At 61.9% G+C, this 24,697-nt stretch carries 21 protein-coding genes and 2 tRNA genes; 2 read left to right on the forward strand and 21 right to left on the reverse strand.

Annotation, left to right across the window (positions count from 1 at the left end; all coding sequences use genetic code 11):
* Positions 1–77: 77 nt before the first annotated feature.
* From ACWHY3_RS17130 to rlmE, 15 genes are all read right to left on the reverse strand, one after another.
* Complete coding sequence (locus ACWHY3_RS17130; protein WP_448127092.1) at positions 78–1,091, reverse strand: LacI family DNA-binding transcriptional regulator; 1,014 nt, start codon at positions 1,089–1,091, stop codon at positions 78–80.
* Between the two features lie 286 nt (positions 1,092–1,377).
* Positions 1,378–1,647 (reverse strand): 30S ribosomal protein S15, encoded by a 270-nt coding sequence (gene rpsO / locus ACWHY3_RS17135; RefSeq protein WP_071230933.1) that lies wholly within the window; start codon positions 1,645–1,647, stop codon positions 1,378–1,380.
* 149 nt (positions 1,648–1,796) lie between these two features.
* On the reverse strand, positions 1,797–2,729 hold the full coding sequence (gene truB / locus ACWHY3_RS17140; RefSeq protein WP_332779687.1) for a tRNA pseudouridine(55) synthase TruB: 933 nt from the start codon (positions 2,727–2,729) through the stop codon (positions 1,797–1,799).
* The gene (rbfA, locus tag ACWHY3_RS17145) at positions 2,729–3,166 is read right to left on the reverse strand and encodes a 30S ribosome-binding factor RbfA (RefSeq protein ID WP_087718606.1); all 438 of its coding nucleotides are present in this window, start codon (positions 3,164–3,166) and stop codon (positions 2,729–2,731) included. The genes truB and rbfA overlap by 1 nt, the downstream gene beginning before the upstream one ends.
* Positions 3,167–3,233: 67 nt before the next feature.
* The gene (gene infB / locus ACWHY3_RS17150; protein ID WP_448127093.1) at positions 3,234–5,768 is read right to left on the reverse strand and encodes a translation initiation factor IF-2; all 2,535 of its coding nucleotides are present in this window, start codon (positions 5,766–5,768) and stop codon (positions 3,234–3,236) included.
* Positions 5,769–5,795: 27 nt separating this feature from the next.
* Entirely contained in the window at positions 5,796–7,289 is a 1,494-nt protein-coding gene (gene nusA / locus ACWHY3_RS17155) for a transcription termination factor NusA (RefSeq protein ID WP_332779689.1), read from the reverse strand.
* Positions 7,290–7,395: 106 nt separating this feature from the next.
* Positions 7,396–7,857, reverse strand: a complete 462-nt coding sequence (rimP, locus tag ACWHY3_RS17160; protein WP_087718608.1) for a ribosome maturation factor RimP — start codon at positions 7,855–7,857, stop codon at positions 7,396–7,398.
* 161 nt (positions 7,858–8,018) lie between these two features.
* Positions 8,019–8,095: transfer RNA gene (locus ACWHY3_RS17165), tRNA-Met, on the reverse strand.
* 133 nt (positions 8,096–8,228) lie between these two features.
* A tRNA-Leu gene (locus tag ACWHY3_RS17170) sits at positions 8,229–8,315 on the reverse strand.
* An 85-nt stretch (positions 8,316–8,400) separates the two neighbouring features.
* Positions 8,401–8,781, reverse strand: coding sequence for a preprotein translocase subunit SecG (secG, locus tag ACWHY3_RS17175; RefSeq protein WP_303853696.1), 381 nt, complete (start codon positions 8,779–8,781; stop codon positions 8,401–8,403).
* Positions 8,782–8,785: 4 nt separating this feature from the next.
* Positions 8,786–9,535, reverse strand: a complete 750-nt coding sequence (gene tpiA / locus ACWHY3_RS17180) for a triose-phosphate isomerase (RefSeq protein WP_303853698.1) — start codon at positions 9,533–9,535, stop codon at positions 8,786–8,788.
* A 79-nt stretch (positions 9,536–9,614) separates the two neighbouring features.
* Complete coding sequence (gene glmM / locus ACWHY3_RS17185; protein ID WP_448127094.1) at positions 9,615–11,000, reverse strand: phosphoglucosamine mutase; 1,386 nt, start codon at positions 10,998–11,000, stop codon at positions 9,615–9,617.
* Positions 10,993–11,862: a dihydropteroate synthase gene (gene folP, locus ACWHY3_RS17190; RefSeq protein WP_448127095.1), complete on the reverse strand. Its 870-nt coding sequence runs from the start codon at positions 11,860–11,862 to the stop codon at positions 10,993–10,995. The genes glmM and folP overlap by 8 nt, the downstream gene beginning before the upstream one ends.
* Positions 11,863–11,994: 132 nt before the next feature.
* On the reverse strand, positions 11,995–13,962 hold the full coding sequence (gene ftsH, locus ACWHY3_RS17195) for an ATP-dependent zinc metalloprotease FtsH (protein ID WP_448127096.1): 1,968 nt from the start codon (positions 13,960–13,962) through the stop codon (positions 11,995–11,997).
* Between the two features lie 90 nt (positions 13,963–14,052).
* The gene (gene rlmE, locus ACWHY3_RS17200) at positions 14,053–14,730 is read right to left on the reverse strand and encodes a 23S rRNA (uridine(2552)-2'-O)-methyltransferase RlmE (protein ID WP_083387242.1); all 678 of its coding nucleotides are present in this window, start codon (positions 14,728–14,730) and stop codon (positions 14,053–14,055) included.
* A 254-nt stretch (positions 14,731–14,984) separates the two neighbouring features.
* On the opposite strand from rlmE, the gene yhbY reads away from it, so the two are divergent.
* Positions 14,985–15,311, forward strand: coding sequence for a ribosome assembly RNA-binding protein YhbY (gene yhbY, locus ACWHY3_RS17205; protein ID WP_071231165.1), 327 nt, complete (start codon positions 14,985–14,987; stop codon positions 15,309–15,311).
* A gap of 197 nt (positions 15,312–15,508) precedes the next feature.
* Here yhbY and greA read toward each other — a convergent pair whose 3' ends face one another.
* From greA to dapB, 4 genes are all read right to left on the reverse strand, one after another.
* Positions 15,509–15,985, reverse strand: a complete 477-nt coding sequence (gene greA, locus ACWHY3_RS17210; protein ID WP_071230945.1) for a transcription elongation factor GreA — start codon at positions 15,983–15,985, stop codon at positions 15,509–15,511.
* On the reverse strand, positions 15,978–19,211 hold the full coding sequence (carB, locus tag ACWHY3_RS17215) for a carbamoyl-phosphate synthase large subunit (protein WP_448127097.1): 3,234 nt from the start codon (positions 19,209–19,211) through the stop codon (positions 15,978–15,980). Before carB ends, greA begins: the two co-directional genes overlap by 8 nt.
* A gap of 80 nt (positions 19,212–19,291) precedes the next feature.
* Positions 19,292–20,473 (reverse strand): glutamine-hydrolyzing carbamoyl-phosphate synthase small subunit, encoded by a 1,182-nt coding sequence (carA, locus tag ACWHY3_RS17220; protein ID WP_448127098.1) that lies wholly within the window; start codon positions 20,471–20,473, stop codon positions 19,292–19,294.
* A 325-nt stretch (positions 20,474–20,798) separates the two neighbouring features.
* Positions 20,799–21,608, reverse strand: coding sequence for a 4-hydroxy-tetrahydrodipicolinate reductase (dapB, locus tag ACWHY3_RS17225; protein WP_448127099.1), 810 nt, complete (start codon positions 21,606–21,608; stop codon positions 20,799–20,801).
* A 138-nt stretch (positions 21,609–21,746) separates the two neighbouring features.
* Between dapB and ACWHY3_RS17230 the strand changes: the two genes are divergently transcribed.
* A complete protein-coding gene (locus ACWHY3_RS17230) occupies positions 21,747–22,727 on the forward strand; it encodes an esterase-like activity of phytase family protein (RefSeq protein ID WP_448127100.1) in 981 nt (326 codons plus the stop codon).
* A gap of 81 nt (positions 22,728–22,808) precedes the next feature.
* Here ACWHY3_RS17230 and ACWHY3_RS17235 read toward each other — a convergent pair whose 3' ends face one another.
* On the reverse strand, positions 22,809–23,429 hold the full coding sequence (locus ACWHY3_RS17235; protein WP_332779698.1) for a LysE family translocator: 621 nt from the start codon (positions 23,427–23,429) through the stop codon (positions 22,809–22,811).
* Between the two features lie 117 nt (positions 23,430–23,546).
* Positions 23,547–24,692 (reverse strand): molecular chaperone DnaJ, encoded by a 1,146-nt coding sequence (gene dnaJ, locus ACWHY3_RS17240; RefSeq protein WP_303856671.1) that lies wholly within the window; start codon positions 24,690–24,692, stop codon positions 23,547–23,549.
* Positions 24,693–24,697: the final 5 nt, after the last annotated feature.

Raw genomic sequence — 24,697 nt, forward strand, 5'->3', positions numbered from 1 at the left:
CAAGGCCGGGAAGATTGAAAGAACTCCCTTTGCTAGGTGTTGAATGACATCCCTGAAATGGGTTGGTGGAATCCTGGCTAGGACCTACGGAGTGGCCCGACCGACCCGCGCTCGATCAACGTAACCGGCAGCAGCTCTTCACCTGGAGGATTTTTGAGATCAATCGGCCGGGTATCGAGCAGCAGTTCGAGCGCGCGCTTGCCAAGCTCGCGTACCGGCTGGCGGATCACGGTCACGGCGGGCGCGAACAGGTGCAACGGGCCGACATCGTCGAATCCCATGACGGAGACGTCCCGCGGTATCTCGAGGTTCGCCTCGCCCAGCGCCTCGTAGAGCCCGATCACCAGTTCGTCCGAGGTGGCGAAGATCGCGGTCGGACGCGCCTGCGAAAGGGCCGCGAAGCGACGCCCCGCCTCGCGACCGGCCTCGAAGGTGTAGGTGCCGCACGAGCGTTCGATCCTAGCGGCCTCGCCGGCCACCTCGCGCATGCCACGTTCGAAGCCACGGAAACGGCGAGCACCGCTGATCATCTGGTCGATACCGCCGATGAACAGCACGTGACGGTGGCCCACCTTCGCGAGGTGGCGCCCCGCCAGATAGCCACCCTCTTCGTTATCGCAAAACAGCTTGGGCACCCGCGCCTCGGCGACGTCCTCGTCGACCACGACACAGGGTCCGGCACTGTTGAGCTTGGCCGCCAGGGCGGCAGTACCGGCATGATTCGTGACGAAGATCAGGCCATCCACATGCCCTTGACGAATACGATCCAGATAGGTGATCTCGCGATCGGGGCGATTGAGGGTCGCATGCAGTGCCAGCGACAGGCCTTGCTTGTCGGCTTCCGCCTCCACGGCGGCGACAAAGGTGGCAAAGAATGGCGAGGCGATATCGGGCACGACCAACGCGATGGTGTCGGAGCGACCGAGACTGAGCCGACGCGCGTGCGGGTTGGGCACGTATTCCAGGCGCCGAATGGCGGCATCGACAGCCTCGGCGGTCCTGGTCGGCAGCTCGAGCGAACCATTCAGGTAGCGCGATACGGTGGTCTTGGAGACCCCCGCCGCTTTCGCCACGTCCTGCAGGTTGGCCATGCATTGCTCCAAAAGATACAAGTAAACCGGTTTAGTAAACGCGTTTACCTTTAACGATAGCTAGCCTTGCAGGGCGATGTAAAGAAAGGCCGAGAAAAAGTCTGCGATGCGCGTCGATCGTTACCGGCCAGAAGCTGGCGTCGGCGGGCCGACACCGGCGCCTGTCACGCCCACGGGAGATAAGAGGGCAGACAAGAGCCCCCAACGCAAAAAGCCCCACCGAAGTGGGGCTTTTTGCGAGACCGAAGCCTCGGCGTCTGACGTCAGGCGGGGCCTGACGGCAGTCTTAGCGACGCAGGCCGAGCTTCTTGATCAGCGACTGATAGCGATCGAAGTCCTTGCCCTTGAGGTAGTCCAGCAGCTTACGGCGCTGGTTGACCATGCGGATCAGACCACGACGGGAGTGGTGATCCTGCTTGTGATCCTTGAAGTGGCTCTGCAGACCGTCGATGTTGGCGCTCAGCAGCGCAACCTGGACTTCCGGGGAACCGGTGTCGCTTTCGCCCTGACCGAACTCTTTGACAATCTCGGCTTTCTTTTCAGCAGTCAATGCCATGAAAAACTCTCCAGCAAGCAATATGCCTGAATGATGAATGTCGGAGACCACGCATATTTGCAGCCTCCCGGTTGACCGTCACGGGGACGGGTGCATCGAATCGATGCTGACAGATCGATCGGCTTCACCTGTCGGGTCTCGATCCCGGCTCAGGCCTGGCCCGCATTCAATGCTGCCGTGTCGACCAGACGCCGGGGAATGACTTCCCCCGGTGCGGTCAGTTCGACCAATCCCAGAAAGGATTCGTCGCGATACAATCTTGCCGTCGTACCCGGCACCAGCTCGGTATCCGCTACCGATACCCGCTGACCCAGCAGCAAGCGCTGGGCCACCGTCTCCGCCACGCTGAGCGTCGGCAGATGCTCGAGCATGACATCGACCGGCAACAGCTGCGCCAGCCGCTCTTCGTCGCTCATCGCCTCGAGCGTCTCGAAAGAGAGCCGCGCTCGACTGTCGAAGGGGCCCGTTTCCAGGCGCTCCAACGCCGTGATATGCGCGCCGAAACCGAGTGCTGCGCCGATATCCTCGGCCAGCGTCCGTATGTAGGTGCCCTTGCTGCAGCGAACCTGCAACCAGATACCATCGGACTCCCACTCGAGCGGGCGCATATCATATATCGTCACGCGCCTGGGCGCACGCGTTACCGTTTCCCCCTGGCGCGCGAGCTCGTAGAGCTTGCGGCCCTGGTGCTTGAGTGCCGAGTACATCGGCGGCACCTGCTCGATCTCGCCGCGAAAGCGTTCGAGCACGGCTTCGACGGCGTCACGATCCAGCGTCTCGGGCAACGGACGACGCTCCACCACTTCGCCTTCGGCGTCTCCGGTATCGGTCACTGCACCGAACTGGATCCGGGTGCGGTAGACCTTGTCGGCTTCGAGCAGATGGGCGGAGAACTTGGTCGCCTCGCCCAGGCAGACCGGCAACAGCCCGGTCGCCATCGGGTCCAGCGTCCCGGTATGACCCGCCTTGCGCGCCTGAAACAGCCGCCGGGCACGCTGGAGCGCATGGTTGCTCGACACGCCCTTGGGCTTGTCGAGCAGCAGCACGCCGTTGATGGGCAACCCCTTGCGACGGCGCGCCATCAGCGTGGCTCTCCATCCTCTTTTCGAGGATCGCTTTCCTGCGCTCCATCCTGCGGCGCCGCTTCGTCATTCTCCTGCGGGCGGTTGCTGGCGACGGCTTCATCGATCAATGCCGACAGCTTGTGCCCGCGCACCACGCTCTCGTCGTAGTGAAAACGCAGCTCGGGTACGTGACGAAGCTTGATGCGGCGCGCGATCTGCGAACGCAGAAAGCCGGCAGCCCGCTTGAGCACGGCCAGGTTTTCCTTGACCCGAGCCGGATCGTTCTCGCCCAGCAGCGTCACGTAGATATCGGCATAGCCGAGATCCCGACTGACCGTGACCGAGCTGACCGTGACCATCCCCAGACGCGGATCCTTGATCTCACGCTGGATCAGTACGGCCAGCTCCTGCTGCAGCTGGTCGGCGACCCGATCGGTTCGTTTGAATTCGCGCATCGTTGCCTCTCGAGATTCCGCAGGCGCCTGGTTCATAAAAACCTGGGCCCCCGCGGGATCCTGTCACTTACAGGGTACGCTCGACCTTGACCTGGTCGAAGACCTCGATCTTGTCGCCGACCTGAACGTCGTTGTAGTTCTTGACGCCGATACCGCACTCCATGCCGTTACGGACTTCGTTGACGTCATCCTTGAAGCGACGCAGGGATTCCAGCTCGCCTTCATAGATGACCACGTTGTCGCGCAGGACGCGGATCTTCTTGTTGCGGTGGACGGAGCCCTCGATGACCATACAGCCAGCGATGGCACCGATCTTCGGCGCCTTGAACACGTCGCGCACTTCGGCGACACCGACGATCTCTTCTTTCCACTCCGGCGCCAGCATGCCGCTCATGGCCTGCTTGACCTCGTCGATCAGCTGGTAGATGACGCTGTAGTAGCGCAGATCCAGCCCTTCACGCTCGACGATCTCACGGGCGGAAGCATCGGCACGGACGTTGAAGCCGACCAGAATCGCTTCACTGGCCAGCGCCAGGTTGGCGTCGGTACCGGTGATACCGCCGACCCCGGAAGAGACGACCGCCACCTGCACTTCATCGGTGGAAAGTTCTTCCAGCGCACCGCGAATCGCCTCGAGCGAGCCCTGGACGTCGGCCTTGAGGACGACATTGACCTTGGCCACTTCGTCCTGGCCCATCTGGCTGAACATATTCTCCAGCTTGGCCTTCTGCTGACGCGCCAGGCGAACTTCACGGTATTTGCCCTGACGGAAGTTGGCGATTTCACGCGCCTTCTTCTCGTCGGCCAGGACCATGAAGTCTTCACCGGCTTCCGGCGTGCCGTCGAGACCCTGGATCTCGACCGGCATGGACGGGCCGACCGACTCGACCTGCTTGCCGAGTTCGTTGGTCAGCGCCCGCACACGGCCGTAGTGCAGGCCGGCAAGGACGATGTCGCCACGCTTGAGCGTGCCGTTCTGGACCAGCACGGTAGCAACCGGACCGCGACCCTTGTCGAGGCGAGACTCGACCACCACGCCTTTACCCGGCGCTTCCGGCACCGCCTTGAGCTCGAGCACTTCGGAGACCAGCAGCACCGACTCCAGCAGTTGATCGATGCCTTCGCCGGTCTTCGCCGAGACCGGAACGAACTGGGTATCGCCGCCCCACTCTTCGGAGATCACGCCGTGCTGTGACAGCTCGTTGCGAATCCGGTCGAGGTCGGCACCTTCCTTGTCGATCTTGTTGATCGCGACGACCAGCTGTACGCCGGCAGCCTTGGCATGCTCGATCGCCTCGATCGTCTGCGGCATGACACCGTCGTCGGCGGCCACCACCAGGATGACGACATCGGTCGCCTGGGCACCACGAGCACGCATGGCGGTAAACGCTGCGTGACCCGGCGTATCCAGGAAGGTGACGCCACCATGTTCGCCTTCGACGTGGTAGGCACCGATATGCTGGGTGATGCCACCGGCTTCGCCAGTCGCGACCTTGGTGCGACGGATGAAGTCGAGCAGCGAGGTCTTGCCGTGGTCGACGTGACCCATGACAGTGACGACCGGCGAGCGGGTGATTTCGTCACCTTCGTAGGAGATGCCTTCGAGCACTTCGGTCTCGAGCGCATCTTCCTTGACCAGCTTCGGCTTGTGACCCATCTCCTCGACCACGATCGCGGCAGTATCCTGATCGATGGTCTGGTTGATGGTCACCGCCGCACCCATGCTGAACATGGCCTTGATCACTTCGTTGGCCTTGATCGACATCTTGTCGGCCAGTTCGGCAACGCTGATCGATTCCGGCAGCGCGACTTCGCGCACGATCGGCTGGGTCGGCTTCTGGAAGCCGTGCTGGTTGTCGCCACGACCACGACGGCTACCGCGACGCTCGGCACGCTTGACCTTCTTGGCCCCGCCGCCACGGCGACGCTCGGAACGGTCGTCGTCGTCATCACGGCGCCCACGGCGACCCTGATCACGCTCCTTGTCCTTCTTCGGATGGGCGCGACGATTTTCGGTGCGCGGCTCCTTGGGCGGCGGCTCGACGAACGGCTGACTGTTGGAAGTCGGCTCGTCGTCCTCGACCTGCGGCTCATCGGGAATGTCATCCCCGGGTGCCTGGGGCTGAGGCGCCGGCGCGGCAGCCTTGTTGGAGCTTTCCTGACCCGCGGTCTGATTCTGAGCCGCTTCGCTCGCCGCCGCAGCCTGGGCACTGGCCTGCTCGGCGGCCTGCTGTTGCGCCTTATCGGCCATGTCGCCAACCAACTGACGCGGACCAGTCTCTTCGACCGGCGCTTCTTCGGCCGGTTCTGCATCCCGCTTGACGTAGGTACGCTTCTTGCGCACCTGCACTTCAATGGTCTTGCCGCGATCGCCCGAGCGGATCTTGCTGCGGGTGTTGCGCGTCAAGGTGATGCGGTTACGCGGACCGCGTCCACCACCGTGACTCTTGGTCAGGTGATCGAGCAGACGCTGCTTGTCCTCTTCGGAGACCGCGTCGCTTTCCTTCTGATGCGGCAGACCCGCATCCTTCATCTGTTCAAGCAGGCGGGACACATCGCGTCCCACCTTGCCGGCAAACTCTTTTACGGTCATGTCTGACATTACGACCCTCCTGAACCCGTGACCACGTTACTCTTCGCTCTGAAACCAAGGCGCACGGGCAGTCATGATCAGTGCCGCTGCGCGCTCCTCGTCCACGTCGTCGATATCCTTCAGATCCTCGATGGACTGTTCTGCGAGGTCCTCCATGGTGACGATGCCACGGCTGGCAAGAATGAAAGCCAGGTGGCGGTCCATGCCGTCCATCGTGAGAAGGTCTTCGGCGGGCTGAGCGCCATCCAATTGCTCTTCCGTTGCGATGGCCAAGTTGAGAAGCTCATCCTTGGCTCTTGCACGAAGTTCCTCGACCAGATCCTCATCGAACTCTTCGATCTCCAGCATCTCTTCGAGCGGCACGTAGGCCAGCTCTTCGATCGTCGTGAACCCTTCCTCGACCAGGATACGGGCGACGTCTTCGTCGATCTCGAGATGGTTGATGAAATATTCGACCAGGCTGTCGACTTCCTGCTCGCGTTTACCCTCGGCTTCGTCAACGGTCATCACGTTGAGCGTCCACCCCGTCAACTCGCTGGCGAGTCTGACGTTCTGGCCGCTACGACCAATGGCCTGAGCGAGGTTGTCTTCACCGACGGCGACGTCCATCGAATGGGCATCTTCGTCGACGAGAATAGAAGCGACTTCCGCCGGCGCCATGGCATTGATCACCAGCTGCGCGGGATTATCGTCCCATAGAATGATGTCCACGCGCTCGTTACGCAGCTCGTTGGACACCGCTTGCACGCGCGAACCACGCATGCCGACACAGGCACCGACCGGGTCGATGCGCCTGTCGTTGGTTTTGACCGCGATCTTGGCGCGTGCCCCGGGATCGCGGGCGGCCCCCTTGATCTCGATCAGCTGTTCGGCAATTTCCGGCACTTCGATCTTGAAGAGCTCGACCAGCATGCCCGGTTTCGTCCGGGACAGGATGAGCTGAGAGCCGCGCGCTTCTGCATCGACTTTCCACAACAGGGCCCGTACCCGCTCGTTCATGCGGTAGCGCTCGCCAGGGATCATCTCGCCACGCGGCAAGAAGCCCTCTGCGTTCTCGCCGAGGTCAATGATCAGGCCGTCACGTGTCGTTTTCTTGACGATGCCCGCGACCAGTTCGCCTTCCCGCTCGGCGTAATGCCTGACGATCTGGGCGCGCTCGGCTTCGCGGACCTTCTGCACGATGACCTGCTTGGCGGTCTGCGCCGCGATACGTCCGAAAGCCACCGATTCGATCTGCTCTTCGACGACATCACCCACCGCCAGCGGCAGCTCGCGCTCTTCTGCCTCGGAAAGCGGAATTTCACGATCTTCGCTGAGGTACTCTTCGTCTTCGACCACGACCCAGCGGCGAAAAGTATCGTACTCGCCGGTGCGGCGATCAATCTGGACGCGAATGCTGACGTCCTGACCTTCGAAACGCTTGCGCGACGCGCTGGCCAACGCCGCTTCGACCGCCTCGAAAATGACGTCTCGGGGCACGCTCTTCTCGTTGGAGATGGCGTCAACGACCAGCAGTATTTCTTTGCTCATGCCTATGCCTCGCCGAAAAACCGGTTCTTGATCTCGAATAACTGAATCGGTGTCGAATCCTGAGTCAGCCACGAATAACTGGGTCACCAAATGATAGGTGGTCGAATCAATCGTCGAACTGCGGGACGACACGAGCCTGATCGATGCTTTCTATCGGAAAGCAGTACTCTTCCGAGTCGATATGCAGCAGCACTTCGTCGCCATCGATTCCGGCCAGACGCCCCTGGAATTTGCGTCGACCGTCGAATGCCGTGCGCAACTTGAGCTGCACCACATGACCGCTGAAGCGCGAAAAATGATCGAGCGTGTAAAGTGGGCGATCGAGTCCTGGAGAAGAAACTTCCAGGTTGTAGTTGCCCGAGATCGGATCTTCAACATCCATGACACTACTGACCTGGCGGCTGACGCCGGCGCAATCGTCAACCGAGATCCCGTTAGGGCTGTCGATGTAGATCATCAGCTTGGAATGCTTGCCCTGAGCCAGATAGTCGAGGCCCCACAACTCAAAGCCCATGGCAGTTACCACCGGCTCGATGATCGCATACAGTGCTGCGTCCTTGGTGACCACAAACGACTCCTACAGCAGTTGCATCAGGCACCTGACCGGGAGTTGAGAGAAATGCAAGGTGCTAGGTGGCTGACTGGCAATGACGTCAGCAGGCAATGTTGAAAATCGACAAAGCTGCTAACAAAAAGCCCCTTCTCAGGAAGGGGCCTTTCATAAAAACTTGGTAGCGGGGGCCGGATTTGAACCGACGACCTTCGGGTTATGAGCCCGACGAGCTACCAGACTGCTCCACCCCGCAACATCAGGTTGGCGATTATAGAAACGACCTTGAGATGGGTCAAGGAAGGTCGCGATATCGCCTGATTCTTTTCGCAAGAATCGTCTTGGTATCGTTCAGAGGTCCGAGTCAGTTCGACCGGAAGACTTGACGATGGTGCCGAAGGCGGGACTTGAACCCGCACGACCGTAAGGTCACTACCCCCTCAAGATAGCGTGTCTACCAATTCCACCACTTCGGCATCAGGGGGCGTGCAGCACCTAAGCGCTACACTAAATTCACTGCTTTCAATCGCTTCATCGAAGCTTGTGAATTTTCCTTTGCACTCAAGGATTTGACGATTCCTGACCGCCACCTTCCTCGAGTGCTGGCGCAGCATTATTCCTGCTTTGGTCGCCGTCGTCAAGGGTCGGCGCGCCATTATGTTGCTGTTCGATCACTTGCGCATCGGGAATACCGCTCTGCGGAGCGCTACCGGCGTTGGTCGCGAAATAGGCCAACCCCAATGAAGTGACGAAAAAGAGCGCTGCCAGACCGCCGGTCAGCTTGGACAGGAACCCGCCACTGCCGCGTGACCCGAAGACGGTCTGCGAGGACCCGCCACCAAAAGCTGCACCGGCCTCGGCACCCTTGCCCTGCTGCAGCAGGACCAGTACCACCAATGCAATGGCGGCCAGAACGTGAACCAACAAAATCGCTATCTGCATGAAATCAACCTGCTGACTGACAAATCGCTGTGAAATCGTCGACCTTGAGCGACGCACCGCCGATCAGGCCGCCGTCGATATCTTGCTGCGCGAGCAACTCCTGGGCGTTACCCGCATTCATGCTGCCGCCATAGAGCAGACGCAATGCATCGGCCAGTTCACGATCGAAACCGGCCTGATAGCCGCGTATCGCAGCCATCATCTGCTGAGCCTGCTCTGGCGTCGCCGTGCGCCCGGTGCCGATGGCCCAGACGGGCTCGTAGGCGATCGTCATTTGCTGGCGCTGCCCAGGCTCAAGCCGGGCCATGACGTAGCCCACCTGCCGCAACACGACATCCTCGGATAGGCCAGCATCACGCTCTTCGAGGGTTTCGCCCACGCAGAGAATCGGCTTGAGGCCCGCGCCGAGCGCCGCTATCACGCGCTCGTAAACCTGTTCATCACTTTCGTGATAGAGCTGGCGACGCTCGGAGTGGCCGACCAGCACGTACTCGACCCCGAACTCACTGAGCATCTGTCCGCTGACCTCACCGGTCCGAGCACCGGAATGCAACGGATTGAGCGTCTGCGCTCCCAACCCGACGAACGTATCCGCGAAGGCGCGGCGTGCGGCATCGAGATAAGGAAACGGAGGATGGATCACGACATCGACAGACGACGCCAAATCCGTCTCGGCGAATGCTCGACCAAACGTCTCGATCAATTCCGCCGAGCCATTCATCTTCCAGTTACCCGCGATCAGCGGCTTGCGCATGCAACCTCCCGTCGGTGGTGCGACATGGTATAAGAGCCTTGACAGCAAGACAACAAGTGCTCTCGGCTATCTGGTCGGCTCAGGCAATCAGAGTTTCGACACTATCGGCAATTCGCTGCGCCATGGCCTGGACGTCGAAGCGGGGCCGCCCTTCCACCATAACCCGGATCAGCGGCTCGGTACCCGAAGGACGCAACAGCACTCGGCCACCGCCACCCAGCTCGTCCTCGACCGAGCTCACCGTCTGGCGCAACGCCTCGCTATCCAGCAAGGTTCTGGCATCGAAGCTGCTCGGCAGGCGCACGTTGACCAGCGACTGCGGTGCCTTTTCGAAGCCTTCCAGCAACTGCTCCAGCGGCACTCCTTCCCGCACCATCACTGCCAGCACCTGCAGTGCGGAGACGATCCCGTCGCCGGTGGTCTGCACGTTGCGGCAAACGATATGGCCGGAGGCCTCGCCTCCCAGCAGCCAGTCGTTGGCGAGCAGGCGTTCGACGACGTAGCGATCCCCCACCTTGGCGCGTTCGAAGGGAATCCCCTGCTTTTCGAAGGCTGCCGCCAGGCCGAAATTGGTCATGAGCGTGCCCACGACGCCGCCATTCAATTTGCCGCGGGCGTGCAGGTCTCGAGCGATGATATAGAGGATCTCGTCGCCGTCTACCAGCTTTCCATGCCGATCGATCATCAAGACGCGGTCGCCATCGCCGTCGAACGCGATACCCAGGTCTGCCTGACGCGTCAGGACCGCTTCGCTCAAGCACTCGGTATGCGTCGAGCCCACGTTCTGATTGATGTTGAGACCGTCGGGCTCCCCACCGATCACGCTGACGTCGGCACCGAGCTCGCGGAAGACGTTGGGCGCAATGTGGTAGGTCGCGCCATGGGCGCAGTCCAGCACGATTCGCAGGCCGTGCAGCTCGAGGCGATTGTGGACCGTGGACTTGCAGAACTCGATGTAGCGCCCGGCGGCGTCATTGATGCGGACCGCCTTGCCGAGCCGATTCGGCGCCATGGTTTCCAGCGGCTTGTCGAGCTCGTTCTCGATTTCGGTCTCGACCTCGTCGGCGAGTTTCAGCCCTTCCGCCGAGAAGAACTTGATGCCGTTATCCTGGTAGGGATTGTGCGACGCCGAGATCACGATCCCGGCATCGGCCCGGAACGTGCGCGTCAGATAGGCGATGCCCGGCGTGGGCATCGGCCCCAGCAACGAGACATCAGTCCCGGCGGCCGAGAGCCCCGCTTCTAGCGCCGACTCGAACATGTACCCGGAAATTCGCGTGTCTTTACCGATGATTACCTTGGGCCGCGTCGACTGGGCGGATTTCTGTCGGATCTGATGGCTGCTCAGCTTGCGTGCCAGCACCCGGCCCATGGCCCAGCCCAGCTTCAGCATGAAGTCGGCGGTGATGGGATACTCTCCGACAGTGCCGCGGATACCGTCGGTACCGAAATAACGTCTACTCATGATCGCCTCGCTCCTGAAGCACCGCCCAGGCCATGTTAACGGCATCGACCATGGGCGCCACATCGTGCACCCTGATGATTCTAGCGCCTCTCTCGACAGCCATCACGCCCAACGCCAGCCCGCCGGACAGGCGTTGATCGACCGGGCGCTCCAATGCCTGCCCGATCATGCTCTTGCGAGACATACCTACGAGCAATGGCAATCCCAATGCTTCCAGCGAATCCATGCGATTGAGCAACCGCAGGTTGTGCGTAAGCGTCTTGGCAAAGCCGAAACCCGGGTCCAGCAGCAGCCGCTCCCGCGCAATGCCCGCAGCCTCGCAAATCGCGATATGCTCGCGCAGAAAATCGGCGACGGCAGCTTCAACGGGGCGGTCGTAGTGCGGCGCCTGCTGCATCGTCTGCGGCTCGCCGAGCATATGCATCAGACACACTGGCAGACCGGTACCCGCCGCCGCCTCGAGTGCCCCTGGGCGCGTCAGCGAGCGCACGTCGTTGATCATGCCGGCGCCGGCCTCGGCGACTTCCCGCATCAATTCGGGCGAACTGGTATCGACCGAGACCAGCGCATCGAACTCTGACACCAGCATCTCGACCACGGACAACACGCGCTCTCGCTCGGCTTCCAGCGCCACCGGCTCGGCGCCCGGTCGTGTCGACTCGCCGCCCACGTCGATGATGGCCGCACCTTCCTGCAACAGACGTTCGGCATGACGACGAGCATCATCCAGCCGCTCGTGTCGACCGCCATCCGAAAACGAATCCGGCGTCACATTGAGAATGCCCATAACGCGGGGACGTGAAAGGTCGAGATGATGGGGACCACAGCGCAACCGGGCGCTGGTGGGTACCGAATCTGTCATTGAAGTCCGTCGCTCACAAAAGCGTTCACTCTAGGCAGGCCGAGAGTGTTGCGCAACCGGCCCAAATACAGCGGGGCGTCATTTCTGACGCCCCGCTGCAAATCTGCCATTTCATTTCATCATCGGATCACATTATAGCCCCGATGACCCGCCTAGCGGATCCGAGGGCCGCCGATTCCCCGACTCGTCATCCGGCGTGCCTTCACCGCTCGGCTGTGGCTCCGGATCGTCGACAGGACGGCCGGAACCCGAAGTCGGTCCGTCGTCGCCCCAATCCTTCGGCGGACGCGGTTTACGACCTTCCATGATGTCCTTGAGCTGCGCGGCATCGATGGTCTCGTACTGCATCAGCGCTTCTGCCATCAAGTCGAGCTTGTCGCGGTTGTCCTCGAGGATCTTGCGCGCCATCGCGTAGCACTCGTCGATGATGCGACGCACTTCCTTGTCGAGACGGGTCGATGTCTCGCCGGAGGTCAGCTTGCCGCCGCCCTGGCCCGGCCCGCCGAGGAACTGATGAGACTCGTCCTCGTCGTACATCAACGGCCCCATCTCTTCGGACAGACCCCACTTGGCGACCATGCTGTGCGCCAGCTCGGTAGCACGCTTGATGTCGTTGGAAGCGCCGGTGGTCACGCCATTCGGCCCCAGCGTCATCTCTTCCGCGATACGGCCGCCGAACAGGGAACAAAGCTGACTGATGATCTGCTGCCGCGAGTAGCTGTAACGATCTTCCTCGGGGAGGAACATGGTGACGCCCAGCGCTCGGCCGCGCGGGATGATGGTGACCTTGTAGACCGGATCGTGCTCCGGCATGACCAGGCCGATGATGGCGTGCCCCGACTCGTGATAAGCGGTGTTCAGCTTATCCTTCTCCGACATGACCATGGACCGGCGCTCGGCGCCCATCATGATCTTGTCCTTGGCCAGCTCCAGCTCTTCCATGCCGACGGTGCGGCGGTTGCGGCGCGCCGCGAACAGCGCTGCCTCGTTGACCAGGTTGGCCAGATCGGCACCGGAGAATCCCGGCGTACCACGGGCGATGATGCTCGCCTGCACGCCATCACCCATCGGTACCTTGCGCAGGTGAACGTTGAGGATATGCTCACGCCCCCGAATGTCGGGAAGCGGCACGGTCACCTGACGATCGAAACGACCGGGGCGCAGCAGTGCCGGATCGAGGACGTCCGGACGGTTGGTCGCCGCGATGACGATGATGCCGTCATTGGCTTCGAAGCCGTCCATTTCGACCAGCAGCTGGTTCAGTGTCTGCTCGCGCTCGTCGTGACCACCACCCATGCCGGAACCGCGATGGCGGCCGACGGCGTCGATCTCGTCGATGAAGATGATGCACGGCGCCTGCTTCTTGGCCTGTTCGAACATGTCACGGACACGGGATGCACCCACACCGACGAACATCTCGACGAAGTCCGAACCCGAAATGCTGAAGAACGGCACCTTGGCCTCGCCGGCGATCGCCTTGGCCAGCAACGTCTTGCCCGTACCCGGCGGCCCCACCATCAGCACGCCGCGCGGAATCTGACCGCCCAGACGCTGGAATTTCGACGGATCCTTGAGGAAGTCGACCAGTTCGACGACCTCTTCCTTGGCTTCGTCACAGCCCGCGACGTCGGCAAAGGTAGACTTGATCTGATCCTGGCTCAGCAGCTTGGCTTTCGACTTGCCGAAGCTCATCGGGCCGCCTCGGCCACTGCCGCCGCCCTGCATCTGGCGCATGAAGAAGATGAAGATGCCCAGAATCAGCAGGATCGGGAAGCTGGCAATCAGCAAGCGCGTCCACAGGCTCTGCTCTTCCGGCTTCTGGCCGACGACGGTGACGTCATGTGCCAGCAGGTCGTCCATCAGCTTGGGATCCTGCGCCGCCGGGCGGATTGTCTGGAACTGCGTGCCGTCCCTGCGCTCGCCATTGATGGTGTAGCCATCAATGGTCACGCTACGCACCTGGTCGTTCTGGACCTGCTGCACGAACTGCGAATAGCTCGTCGTCTGCGGCGAGCTATCGACGCTAAAGTTGTTGAACACCGTCAGCAGCACAGCCGCGATGACCAACCAGAGAATTAAATTCTTCGCCATGTCGTTCAAGACACCACCCTCGTAGTACGAATCTTGCTGCCTGCGCTTGCCGTGATCTGACACTACACCAGATGGGGGCGTTCAACCACGCTTGCAAGCCTAGCCCTGAAATCCTTGCGCCAGCAGATAGACTTCGCGAGAACGGGCCCGTGATGCCTCCGGCTTGCGCGTTACCACCTTGCGGAAGCTGCCTCGCAGATCACGCAGGTAGTCATCGAATCCTTCGCCCTGAAATACCTTGGCCAGAAAATGGCCACCGGGCGACAATGTCTGTTTCGCGAGATCGAGCGCCAGCTCGACCAGATACATCGCCTGTGGCTGGTCGATCGCCGCCATGCCGCTCATGTTCGGCGCCATGTCGGAAAGCACCAGATCGACGGGGCGTCCGCCAAGCTCTGCCAGAATCGATTCCAGCACGCTTTCTTCGGTGAAATCGCCGTGGATGAAGCTGACGCCCGCCAGCGCATCCATTTCCAGGATGTCGGAGGCGATCACCAGACCTTCGCTGCCGACCTTCTCCGCGGCAATCTGGCTCCAGCCGCCAGGAGCAGCACCCAGATCGATCACCGTCATGCCTGTGCGCAATAACTTGTCACGCTCGTCCAGTTCCAGCAACTTATAGCTTGCACGCGAACGATAACCGTCTTTCCATGACTGCTGCACGTAGCGATCGTCGAAATGCTCCTTCAACCAGCCAGCGCTGCTTTTGCTCTGCCGGGTAGAAGAACCGGTCTTGTCGGGACTGGATTTGGGGCCTGAGCTTGAAGAGCGCGCCACTGATGATCACCTGAAAGAATAGCCAAAGAACGTATAGCGGAGATGCGAGGCTCGAAGCCCGAAGCGAAAGAACCAGAGGCGCTGCCTTCATAAGTCCCGGGACATTCCTGCCGGTTTCGGGACACGCCTTCTGAACCGACGACATCTTTCCTGTTGCGGTCGAAACCCGTACCATGAGGCGTTTCGACAGTGCGGTGGTGAGACCGATGGCAGCACCGCTGACAATTATCGCGAAGTTCAACGGTCAGACTATCATGAGCCTATCATCCGCACAAAAGAAAGCCTTCCGCAGCATCGGCCACCACCTGCAGCCGATCGTCACCGTCAGTGAAAACGGTTTGAGCGAAGGCGCCCAGCAGGAACTCGAGCGCGCGCTACGCGATCATGAACTGATCAAGGTCAAGCTGGCGATCCCCGAGCGCGAGGAGCGCCAGGCCATGGTCGAGGAACTGGTCGAGCTTTCCGGCGCGGAACTGGTCCAGACACTGGGCAAAGTGGCACTGCTCTATCGCCACAACCCCAACGTCAATCCCAAGCTTTCCAACATCCAGCGCGCCGAAGAACATCACGGGCGGCACTGAAGCCGAGCCGCGAGCCGCGAGCCGCGAGCCGCGAGCCGCGAGCCGCGAGCCGCGAGCCGCGAGCCGCGAGCCGCGAGCCGCGAGCCGCGAGCCGCGAAATGAGCATTGACCGTTCCATACGAAAAAACCGCGACATCGTCGCGGTTTTTTTTGGTTCGTAGCTCGTAGCTCGTAGCTCGTAGCTCGTAGCTCGTAGCTCAAAGATGCTCGACGTTGGAAATTTCATACTCCACGTCGCCACCCGGCGTGCGGACGTTGACCACATCGCCTTCCTGCTTGCCGATCAGCGCTCGCGCAATGGGCGAGGTAACCGAAATCTTGCCGGCCTTGATATCGGCTTCATCCTCGCCGACGATCCGGTAGCGCACTTCTTCGTCGGTCTCGAGATTGAGCAGCTCGACGGTCACGCCGAAGATCACCTTGCCGGTCTTCGGCATCTTGGTCACGTCGATGACCTGTGCCGACGACAGCTTGCCTTCGATCTCCTGAATGCGCCCTTCGATGAACCCCTGCTGCTCACGGGCAGCGTGATACTCGGCGTTCTCCTTGAGATCGCCGTGTTCCCGGGCTTCCGCAATGTCACTGATCACTCGCGGGCGTTCGACGCCCTTCAGCTGCTCCAACTCCTGGCGTAAGGCCTGCTCGCCGTGGACGGTCATCGGGACCTTATTCATGAACTACTCCTGCGTGCTGTTCCTGCAGCCGCCGCACCGTGATCTCGTTACCGTACTCCAGCGCCATGCATACGGCCCGCGCACCCGCCAGCGTCGTGGCATAGGGCACCTTGCGAGCCAGCGCAGTGCGCCGGATGACCGAGGAATCATTGATCGCCTGGCGGCCTTCCGTGGTATTCACGATATAGGCGATTTCGTCGTTCTTGAGCAGATCGACGATATGCGGACGGCCTTCAAAAACCTTGTTGACGACAGCAACGGACAGACCAGCCTCTTCCAGAGCCCTGGCCGTGCCACGCGTTGCCACTAAACTGAAGCCCAAGGCTAGCAGAGATTGCGCTACCTCGATAACACCTTGCTTGTCCGGGTCGCGCACAGAGAGAAATGCCTGGCGCTCGCCGGTCAGCCTGGGAATCGCTTCGCCTGCGCCCAGCTGGGCCTTGTAGAAGGCCTCGGCGAAGGTCGCACCACTGCCCATCACCTCGCCAGTCGACTTCATTTCCGGAGACAGAATCGGATCGACTCCGGGGAACTTGTTGAACGGGAACACCGCTTCCTTGACGCTGAAATACCCCGGAATGATCTCGCGGGTGAATTGCTGCTCGACCAGCGTCTTGCCAGCCATGCAGCGCGCCGCGATCTGCGCCAGCGACGTGCCGATACACTTGGAGACGAACGGCACGGTGCGCGAGGCGCGCGGGTTGACCTCGATGATGTAGATCTCGCCATCCTGCCAGGCCAGCTGCACGTTCATCAGCCCGACCACGTTGAGCTCGACCGCCATGCGCTTGACCTGCTCGCGCATCTCGTCCTGCACCTCGGCGGGCAACGAGTACGGCGGCAGCGAACAGGCGGAGTCGCCGGAGTGCACGCCGGCCTGCTCGATGTGCTGCATGATGCCGCCGATCACCACCTGCTCGCCGTCGCTGACCGCGTCGATGTCGATCTCGATCGCCGCATTGAGGAAATGATCCAGCAGTACCGGCGAATCGTTGGAGACCTTGACCGCGTGGGTCATGTAGCGCTCGAGCTCTTCGGCGGTATAGACGATCTCCATGGCGCGGCCGCCGAGCACGTAGCTCGGACGAACGACCAGCGGATAGCCGATCTTCTCGGCCTTGGCAAAGGCATCCTCGAAGCTGCGCGCGGTCGCGTTGGGCGGCTGCTTGAGGCCCAGCTTGTCGATCATCTTCTGGAAACGTTCGCGGTCTTCGGCGCGGTCGATGGCATCCGGCGTGGTGCCGATGATCGGTACGCCGGCTGCCTCCAGCGCACGCGCCAGCTTCAGCGGGGTCTGGCCGCCGAACTGCACGATCACTCCGACCGGCTTCTCCTTGTCGGCGATCTCGAGCACGTCTTCCAGCGTCACCGGCTCGAAATAGAGGCGATCCGAGGTGTCGTAGTCGGTGGAGACGGTTTCAGGATTACAGTTGACCATGATGGTCTCGTAACCGTCTTCACGCATGGCCAGCGCCGCATGCACGCAGCAGTAGTCGAACTCGATCCCCTGGCCGATCCGGTTGGGACCGCCGCCGAGCACCATGATCTTCTGACGATCGCTGACCTCCGCCTCGCACTCCTCCTCGTAGGTGGAGTACATGTAGGCGGTATCGGAAGCGAACTCCGCCGCGCAGGTGTCGACCCGTTTGTAGACCGGGCGAATGTCGAGCTGCTGACGCCGCTGGCGGAACTCGCTCTCGGAGACGCCCAGCAGCGATGCCAGACGCGCGTCGGAGAAGCCCTTGCGCTTGAGACGGTAGAGATCGTCGGCGCTCAAGTCGTGCAGCGAGCGCTTGGCGACGGCTGCCTCGGCCAGCACCAGATCCTCGAGCTGGACCAGGAACCAGCGGTCGATATTGGTGAGCGCGAAGACTTCGTCGACGCTCATGCCGCTGCGCATGGCGTCGGCGATATAGAAGATCCGATCGGCACCGGCAGCCTGAAGCTCGCCCTTGATCAGCGCCATGTTCTCGGCATTGAAGTCGGTGATCTTCGGATCGAGCCCGTCGACGCCGATTTCCAGGCCGCGCAGCGCCTTGTGCATCGACTCCTGGAAGGTCCGGCCGATCGCCATCACCTCGCCGACCGACTTCATCTGCGTGGTCAGGCGATCATTGGCTTGCGGGAACTTCTCGAAGGTAAAGCGCGGAATCTTGGTGACGACATAGTCGATCGACGGCTCGAAGGAGGCCGGCGTGGCGCCGCCGGTGATGTCGTTCTGGAGCTCGTCCAGGGTATAGCCCACCGCCAGCTTGGCGGCGATCTTGGCGATCGGGAAACCGGTCGCCTTGGAGGCCAGTGCCGAGGAGCGCGACACACGCGGATTCATCTCGATCACGACCATGCGCCCGGTGTCCGGATCGACACCGAACTGCACGTTGGAGCCACCGGTTTCGACGCCAATCTCGCGCAGCACCGCAAGGGATGCGTTGCGCATGATCTGGTACTCCTTGTCGGTCAGCGTCTGCGCTGGCGCGACGGTGATGGAGTCGCCGGTATGCACGCCCATCGGGTCGAAGTTCTCGATCGCACAGACGATGATGCAGTTATCGTTCTTGTCGCGAACGACCTCCATCTCGTACTCCTTCCAACCCAGCAGCGACTCGTCGATCAGCAGCTCATGGTTGTTGGAAAGCTCGAAGCCGCGATCGCAGATCTCTTCGAACTCTTCCTTGTTGTAGGCCACGCCGCCGCCGGAGCCGCCCATGGTGTAGGAGGGGCGGATGATTACCGGGAAGCCGAGCGAAGCCTGGATTTCCCAGGCCTCGTCCATGGTATGGGCGACCTTGGCCTTGGGGCACTCGAGCCCGATGTTCTTCATCGCCTTGTCGAACAGGTCGCGATCTTCGGCCTTGTTGATGGCATCGGCGTTGGCACCGATCATCTCCACGCCGTACTTCTCGAGCACGCCGTGCTTGTCGAGCTCCAGCGCACAGTTGAGCGCGGTCTGCCCGCCCATGGTCGGCAGGATCGCCGACGGGCGCTCCTTCTCGATGATCTGCTCCACCGCCTGCCAGGTGATCGGCTCGATGTAGGTGGCATCGGCCATCACCGGATCGGTCATGATGGTCGCCGGATTGGAGTTGACCAGGATGACGCGGTAGCCCTCTTCACGCAGTGCCTTGCAGGCCTGGGCCCCGGAGTAGTCGAATTCGCACGCCTGCCCGATAACGATGGGGCCGGCGCCGATGATCAGAATGCTGTCGAGATCCGTACGTTTTGGCATGCGCTAACACTCGTCGAAAATGAGGGTGTCGGCGGCTGGCGCCGACCCGATAGACTGAATTCCAAACCGCCGCTGCTGACTCAAGCGGCTTGCTGACGACGCTGCATCATCGTCACGAAGCGATCGAACAGCGGCGAGACATCCTGTGGCCCCGGGCTCGCTTCCGGATGACCCTGGAAGCTGAACGCCGGACGATCGGTCAGTTCGATGCCCTGCAGCGTGCCGTCGAACAGTGAACGATGAATGGCGCGCACGTTTCCGGGCAGGCTGGTTTCGTCCACCGCAAAGCCATGGTTCTGACTGGTGATCATCACTTGGCCGCTGTCGAGATCCTGGACCGGATGGTTGGCGCCATGGTGACCATGATTCATCTTCACCGTCCTGGCACCCGCGGCCAGCGCCAGCAGCTGATGACCCAGGCAGATACCGAAGACCGGGATATCCGTCTCGAGCACTTCCCGGATCGCGCTGATCGCGTAGTCGCAGGGCTCGGGGTCGCCCGGGCCGTTGGCCAGGAAGACACCGTCCGGGTTCATCGCCAGCACCTCGCTGGCCGGCGTCTGGGCCGGCACCACGGTCAGGCGGCAGCCGCGAGAGGCGAGCATGCGCAGGATGTTGTGCTTGATCCCGTAGTCGTAGGCGACCACGTGGTACCGGCGCGAGTCCTGGGCGCCATCTGAGGGACGATCGCCGTCGGCGGTATCGGCATATCCTTGGCCCAGCGCCCACTCGCCCTCAGTCCATTCATAGGTGGACTCGCACGAGACCTCCTTGGCCAGGTCCATCCCCTTGAGCCCCGGGAAGTCGCGAGCCGCCGCCAGCGCCCGCTCGACGGCGTCATCGCCTTGGGCGGCATCACCGGCCAGAATCGCACCATTCAGCGAACCCTTGTTGCGCAGAATGCGCGTCAGGCGGCGGGTATCAATGTCGGCGATGCCGACGACGTTCTGCGCGGTCAGATACTCGGAAAGCGACATCGTGCTGCGGAAATTGCTGGCGATCAGCGGCAAGTCCCGAATCACCAAACCGGCCGCACAGATGCGATCCGATTCGACGTCTTCGAGATTGACGCCGGTATTGCCAATATGCGGGTAGGTCAACGTAACGATCTGGCGGGTGTAGGAGGGATCGGTGAGGATTTCCTGATAACCGGTCATGGCGGTATTGAAGACCACCTCCCCGCTAGTTTGTCCATCAGCTCCGATCGCAGTACCGTAAAACACACTGCCGTCTTCGAGAGCCAGTATCGCGGGTCTGTTCAAGGCAACATCCTCCTTAACTGGTCATCAACACATTACGTCGAGGTCTAGCATCACGCCCCTGCTTCGTGCATTGGTCGAGCGAGCCGCCGCAAGGTCGTAAAAAAGCGGGACGAAATCCGGAAAACCGATTTCATCCCGCTTATTGTCCTGACTGCTGCATCATCTGCGGCGAATCTCTATTGCCTGCGGCTCTGGCCCGGCCAAATTGGCGAAATGATACCGGAAACCAACGCCCGGCTCCAGTACCGAACGCAATTCGACCCAATGATGCCTTGAACGGCGCTTCCCCGGCGCCCGGACGTTCGCACCTGGCCGTTCGATAACGCTACGCTTTCAATCCCAGCACGTCCTGCATGTCGTAACGTCCAGCGGCTCGCTCGGCCAGCCAGACTGCCGCCCTGACCGCGCCGTTGCCGAAGGTCAGGCGGCTCGAGGCCTTGTGGGTAATCTCGATGCGCTCGCCTTCGGCGGCAAACAGCACCGTATGCTCGCCGACGATATCGCCACCGCGCACCGTGGCAAAGCCGATCTCCTTGGGATCGCGGGGGCCGACCTGGCCGACGCGCTGGAACACGCCGTGGGTCTTCAGGTCCCGACCCAGCGGCTCGGCCACCGCCTCGCCCAGCATCAGCGCCGTGCCGGAGGGCGCATCAACCTTGTGACGATGATGCGCCTCGATGACTTCGATGTCGTAGCCGGCATCCCCCAGCGCCCTGGCCGCGGTCTTGAGCAGGTTCACTGTCAGGTTGATGCCCGTACTCATGTTGGCCGCGAACACCATCGGAAGCCGGTCGGCATGGCTGTCCAGCGTCTTCAGCTGGGCTTCGTCGAGCCCCGTCGTGCCGATCACGATCGCCTTGCCGTTGTCGGCGCACCAGGCGAGGTTGGCTAGGGTCAACTGGGGAGTCGAGAAATCGATCAGCACATCGAAATCGTCGCGCACCTCGTCGAGCGAGCCATGCAGCGTCACGTCGAGCTTGCCCAGCCCGGCCATTTCACCGGCATCGCACCCGAGGAGCGAACTATCGGGGCGTACGATCGCCGCTCCCAGCTCGGCGGTTTCGTCCTTGTGCGTCGCCTCGAGCAAAATCCGGCCCATGCGACCGGCCGCTCCCATGATGGCTATCCGCGTCATGCTTCCTCCCGTTACCTTCATTTGGCGCAGCCTGGCTACGCTGGTGATCGTCAGTGGCAACAGTATATCAGCCGACGTCTTACCGCCGGCACGGGCTACACTGGGTGACGTCGACGACCTCGGGGGAGCCACCAGCCCATGCCGCCTCGCTTCTTTTCTGTTCTGCTACCCATCACCGTGGCGTGGCTCACCGGCTGCAGTGCCACGCCCCATCGCACGGCCATCGCCCCGGCGGACCTGCTGGCGAGTACGCCGAACATCGAGTGGTGCGGCACGCTATCCTTGCCCGGCGAATGGCAGGATGGCACACCGGTGGGCGGGCTTTCCGGTCTCGGCTGGGACGAAGACGAGGCGATGCTGTTCCTGATCTCGGACCGTGGCTGGCTGCATCGCGCCCGACTGACGTTCGATGGCAGTGGCGAACTCCGTGATTACGAACCGCTGGATACCTATCCGCTGCGCGGCGAGAACGGCGCCATTCTGGCAAGCGCCGAGAGCGACGCCGAGGCGCTGACGCTGGAAAACGCAAGTGACGGCATCCGCGGCAACACCCAGTTGGTGATCGGTTTCGAGGGCACCGCGACGGGTAATGGCAAAGGCGACGCCCGCTGGCAACGCTTCCTGCCTTCGGGTATCGCCAGTGAACCGGCGAATCGTCCCGAGGGATTGTCGGGCATCCAATCCAATGGCGGACTGGAGGCGATTGCGTTGCTGCCCGGGCAAGGGCTAGTGGGCGGCATCGAAAATCCACCCGACGACTGGCCTGAGAAGGTAACCCGGCTCTTTACCCTAGACGACCGGCAGGCGTGGCGTTATCCGCTAGCGGCCAATGCCAATAGCGCCCTGACCGCGATGGAAAGCCTGGATGGTGACTTGCTGACTCTGGAGCGCGCCTATACGCCGCCGGCATCGATCGTGATCCGGCTGCGTCGTGCCCATCTCGATGACGATGGCGGCGTCGAGATCAGCGAGCTGGCCAGGCTCTCCAACAGCGACGGCTGGTCGGTGGACAACTTCGAAGGCCTGACCCATATCGGCGAACATCGCTACCTGATGGTCAGCGACGACAACTTCAGCCTGAGACAGCGCACCCTGCTGAGCTGCTTCGAAGTGAAGTAGTAGAGCATCGCCATGCCGGGGATTTCGGCCTGCATGACGGCGATTGGCTGGGTATCAGTAGTCGTAGACCGCGTCATGGTCTTAGCGGCTGGCATGCAGTAGGCCGTGAATACCCAACCCGCCAAGCACACCACCACCCACTCGTTGCAACCAGCACGATGAACGCCCCTTACCTCTCGTTATCCAGCGCCGCAGCGGCGACGCCAACAGCACCGTGACGACATCGGCGGAAGAGAAAATCAGGTTGGTGGCGATGCCCAGGCAGACCAGCTGCCAAGTCATCGCCATGTCCGCTTCGGGCTGCACGAACTGTGGCAGGAAAGCGACGAAGAATAGCGCCGTCTTGGGGTTAAGCAGCTCGACTAGGAAGCTGTCACGCAATACCCGACGCGCCGAAGCTCGTTCATCCAGCATCGGTGCCTCGCCGAGCCCTTGGCGCCACAGGCGAATGCCGGCCCAGATTAGATAGCCACCGCCAATTAGCTTCATCGCCACGTAGGCGGGCGGTACGGCGGCAAACAGCGCCGCCAGGCCAAGGGTGGCGGCGATCACATGCATGTAGCAGCCCAGATGCACGCCCAATACCGCCTGCCAGCCAGCGCGTCGACCTCGCCCCAGGGTCTGGGCAGCGGTATAGAGCATTGCCGGCCCCGGCAGATAAGCGAAACCGAGCGCGGCGAGAACGAAGGTCAGCAGGTCCATGCAAGCATTTCCGAGCGAGAGGGTGAGACTTTGAGCCTAACGCGAGCCCGTACAAAAAACGAAGCCCGGCCCGGCAATACCGGACTGGGCTCGTATCAAAACGCCGGTTCTGGAGCGTTACGGCTTCATATCCTCGAAAAAGCGCTTCACGCCGTCGAACCAGCCCTCTTTCTTGGGCGAGTGGCGGCTGGCACTGCCCAGGCTGTCCTGGAACTTGCGCAGCAGGTCTTTCTGCTCTTCGTTGAGGTTGACCGGGGTCTCGGTCACCACCTTGCAGAGCAGATCGCCGGCCGGGCCGCCGCGAACGGGCTTGACGCCCTTGCCACGTAGCCGAAAAAGCTTGCCGGTCTGGGTTTCGGGCGGGATCTTGAGCTTGACCCGGCCTTCCAGCGTCGGCACTTCCAGTTCGCCACCCAGCGCCGCGTCGACGAAGTTGATCGGCACTTCGCAGTGCAGGTGCCGGCCGTCGCGCTCGAAGATCGGGTGCGCCTTGATCTCGACCTGGACGTACAGATCGCCCGCGGGGCCGCCGTTGAGCCCGGATTCGCCTTCGGCGTTGAGCCGAATGCGATCGCCGGTATCGACACCCGCCGGAATCTTCACCGACAGCGTGCGCGTCTCGCGAACGCGGCCTTCGCCATGGCACTTGCGGCACGGCACCTTGATGCTCTGGCCACTGCCGTGACAGGTCGGGCAGGTCTGCTGCACGGCAAAAAAGCCCTGCTGCATCCGTACCTGGCCCTGGCCGTGACAGGTCGGGCAGGTCTCCTTGCTGGAGCCCGGCTCGGCGCCACTGCCATCGCAATGCCCGCATTCGATGTGCCGCGGCACGCGAATGTCGACCGTGGTACCGAACACCGCGCTCTCGAGATCGAGTTCGAGGTTGTAGCGAAGGTCGCTGCCACGCTGCGGCGCGTTCGGGTTGCGACGCCCGCCGCCACCACCGAAGATATCGCCGAACACGTCGCCGAAGATATCGCTGAAACCACCGGCCCCGGCACCGCCGAAGCCACCGCCGCCGAAACCGCCGGCCTGACCGTCGACGCCCGCATGACCGAACTGATCGTAGGCGGCGCGCTTTTCGCTGTCGGAAAGCACCTCGTAGGCGTCGGAAACTTCACGGAATTTCTCCGCCGCCTGCTGGTCGTCCGGATTGCGGTCCGGATGATACTTCTGCGCCAGCCGGCGATACGCCTTCTTGATGTCCTTGCCGTCAGCGCCCTTGTCGACGCCTAATACTTCGTAATAGTCACGTTGGGACATTACTG

The sequence above is a fragment of the Salinicola sp. NYA28a genome, assembly GCF_976982775.1.

Coding starts and splice junctions, on each gene's coding strand:
- ACWHY3_RS17130 (WP_448127092.1), bottom strand. CDS start 1,091: ATGGCCAACCTGCAGGACGTGGCGAAAGCGGCGGGGGTCTCCAAGACC.
- rpsO (WP_071230933.1), bottom strand. CDS start 1,647: ATGGCATTGACTGCTGAAAAGAAAGCCGAGATTGTCAAAGAGTTCGGT.
- truB (WP_332779687.1), bottom strand. CDS start 2,729: ATGGCGCGCCGTCGCAAGGGGTTGCCCATCAACGGCGTGCTGCTGCTC.
- rbfA (WP_087718606.1), bottom strand. CDS start 3,166: ATGCGCGAATTCAAACGAACCGATCGGGTCGCCGACCAGCTGCAGCAG.
- infB (WP_448127093.1), bottom strand. CDS start 5,768: ATGTCAGACATGACCGTAAAAGAGTTTGCCGGCAAGGTGGGACGCGAT.
- nusA (WP_332779689.1), bottom strand. CDS start 7,289: ATGAGCAAAGAAATACTGCTGGTCGTTGACGCCATCTCCAACGAGAAG.
- secG (WP_303853696.1), bottom strand. CDS start 8,781: ATGCAGATAGCGATTTTGTTGGTTCACGTTCTGGCCGCCATTGCATTG.
- tpiA (WP_303853698.1), bottom strand. CDS start 9,535: ATGCGCAAGCCGCTGATCGCGGGTAACTGGAAGATGAATGGCTCGGCG.
- glmM (WP_448127094.1), bottom strand. CDS start 11,000: ATGAGTAGACGTTATTTCGGTACCGACGGTATCCGCGGCACTGTCGGA.
- folP (WP_448127095.1), bottom strand. CDS start 11,862: ATGACAGATTCGGTACCCACCAGCGCCCGGTTGCGCTGTGGTCCCCAT.
- yhbY (WP_071231165.1), top strand. CDS start 14,985: ATGAGCCTATCATCCGCACAAAAGAAAGCCTTCCGCAGCATCGGCCAC.
- greA (WP_071230945.1), bottom strand. CDS start 15,985: ATGAATAAGGTCCCGATGACCGTCCACGGCGAGCAGGCCTTACGCCAG.
- carB (WP_448127097.1), bottom strand. CDS start 19,211: ATGCCAAAACGTACGGATCTCGACAGCATTCTGATCATCGGCGCCGGC.
- dapB (WP_448127099.1), bottom strand. CDS start 21,608: ATGACGCGGATAGCCATCATGGGAGCGGCCGGTCGCATGGGCCGGATT.
- ACWHY3_RS17230 (WP_448127100.1), top strand. CDS start 21,747: ATGCCGCCTCGCTTCTTTTCTGTTCTGCTACCCATCACCGTGGCGTGG.
- ACWHY3_RS17235 (WP_332779698.1), bottom strand. CDS start 23,429: ATGGACCTGCTGACCTTCGTTCTCGCCGCGCTCGGTTTCGCTTATCTG.
- dnaJ (WP_303856671.1), bottom strand. CDS start 24,692: ATGTCCCAACGTGACTATTACGAAGTATTAGGCGTCGACAAGGGCGCT.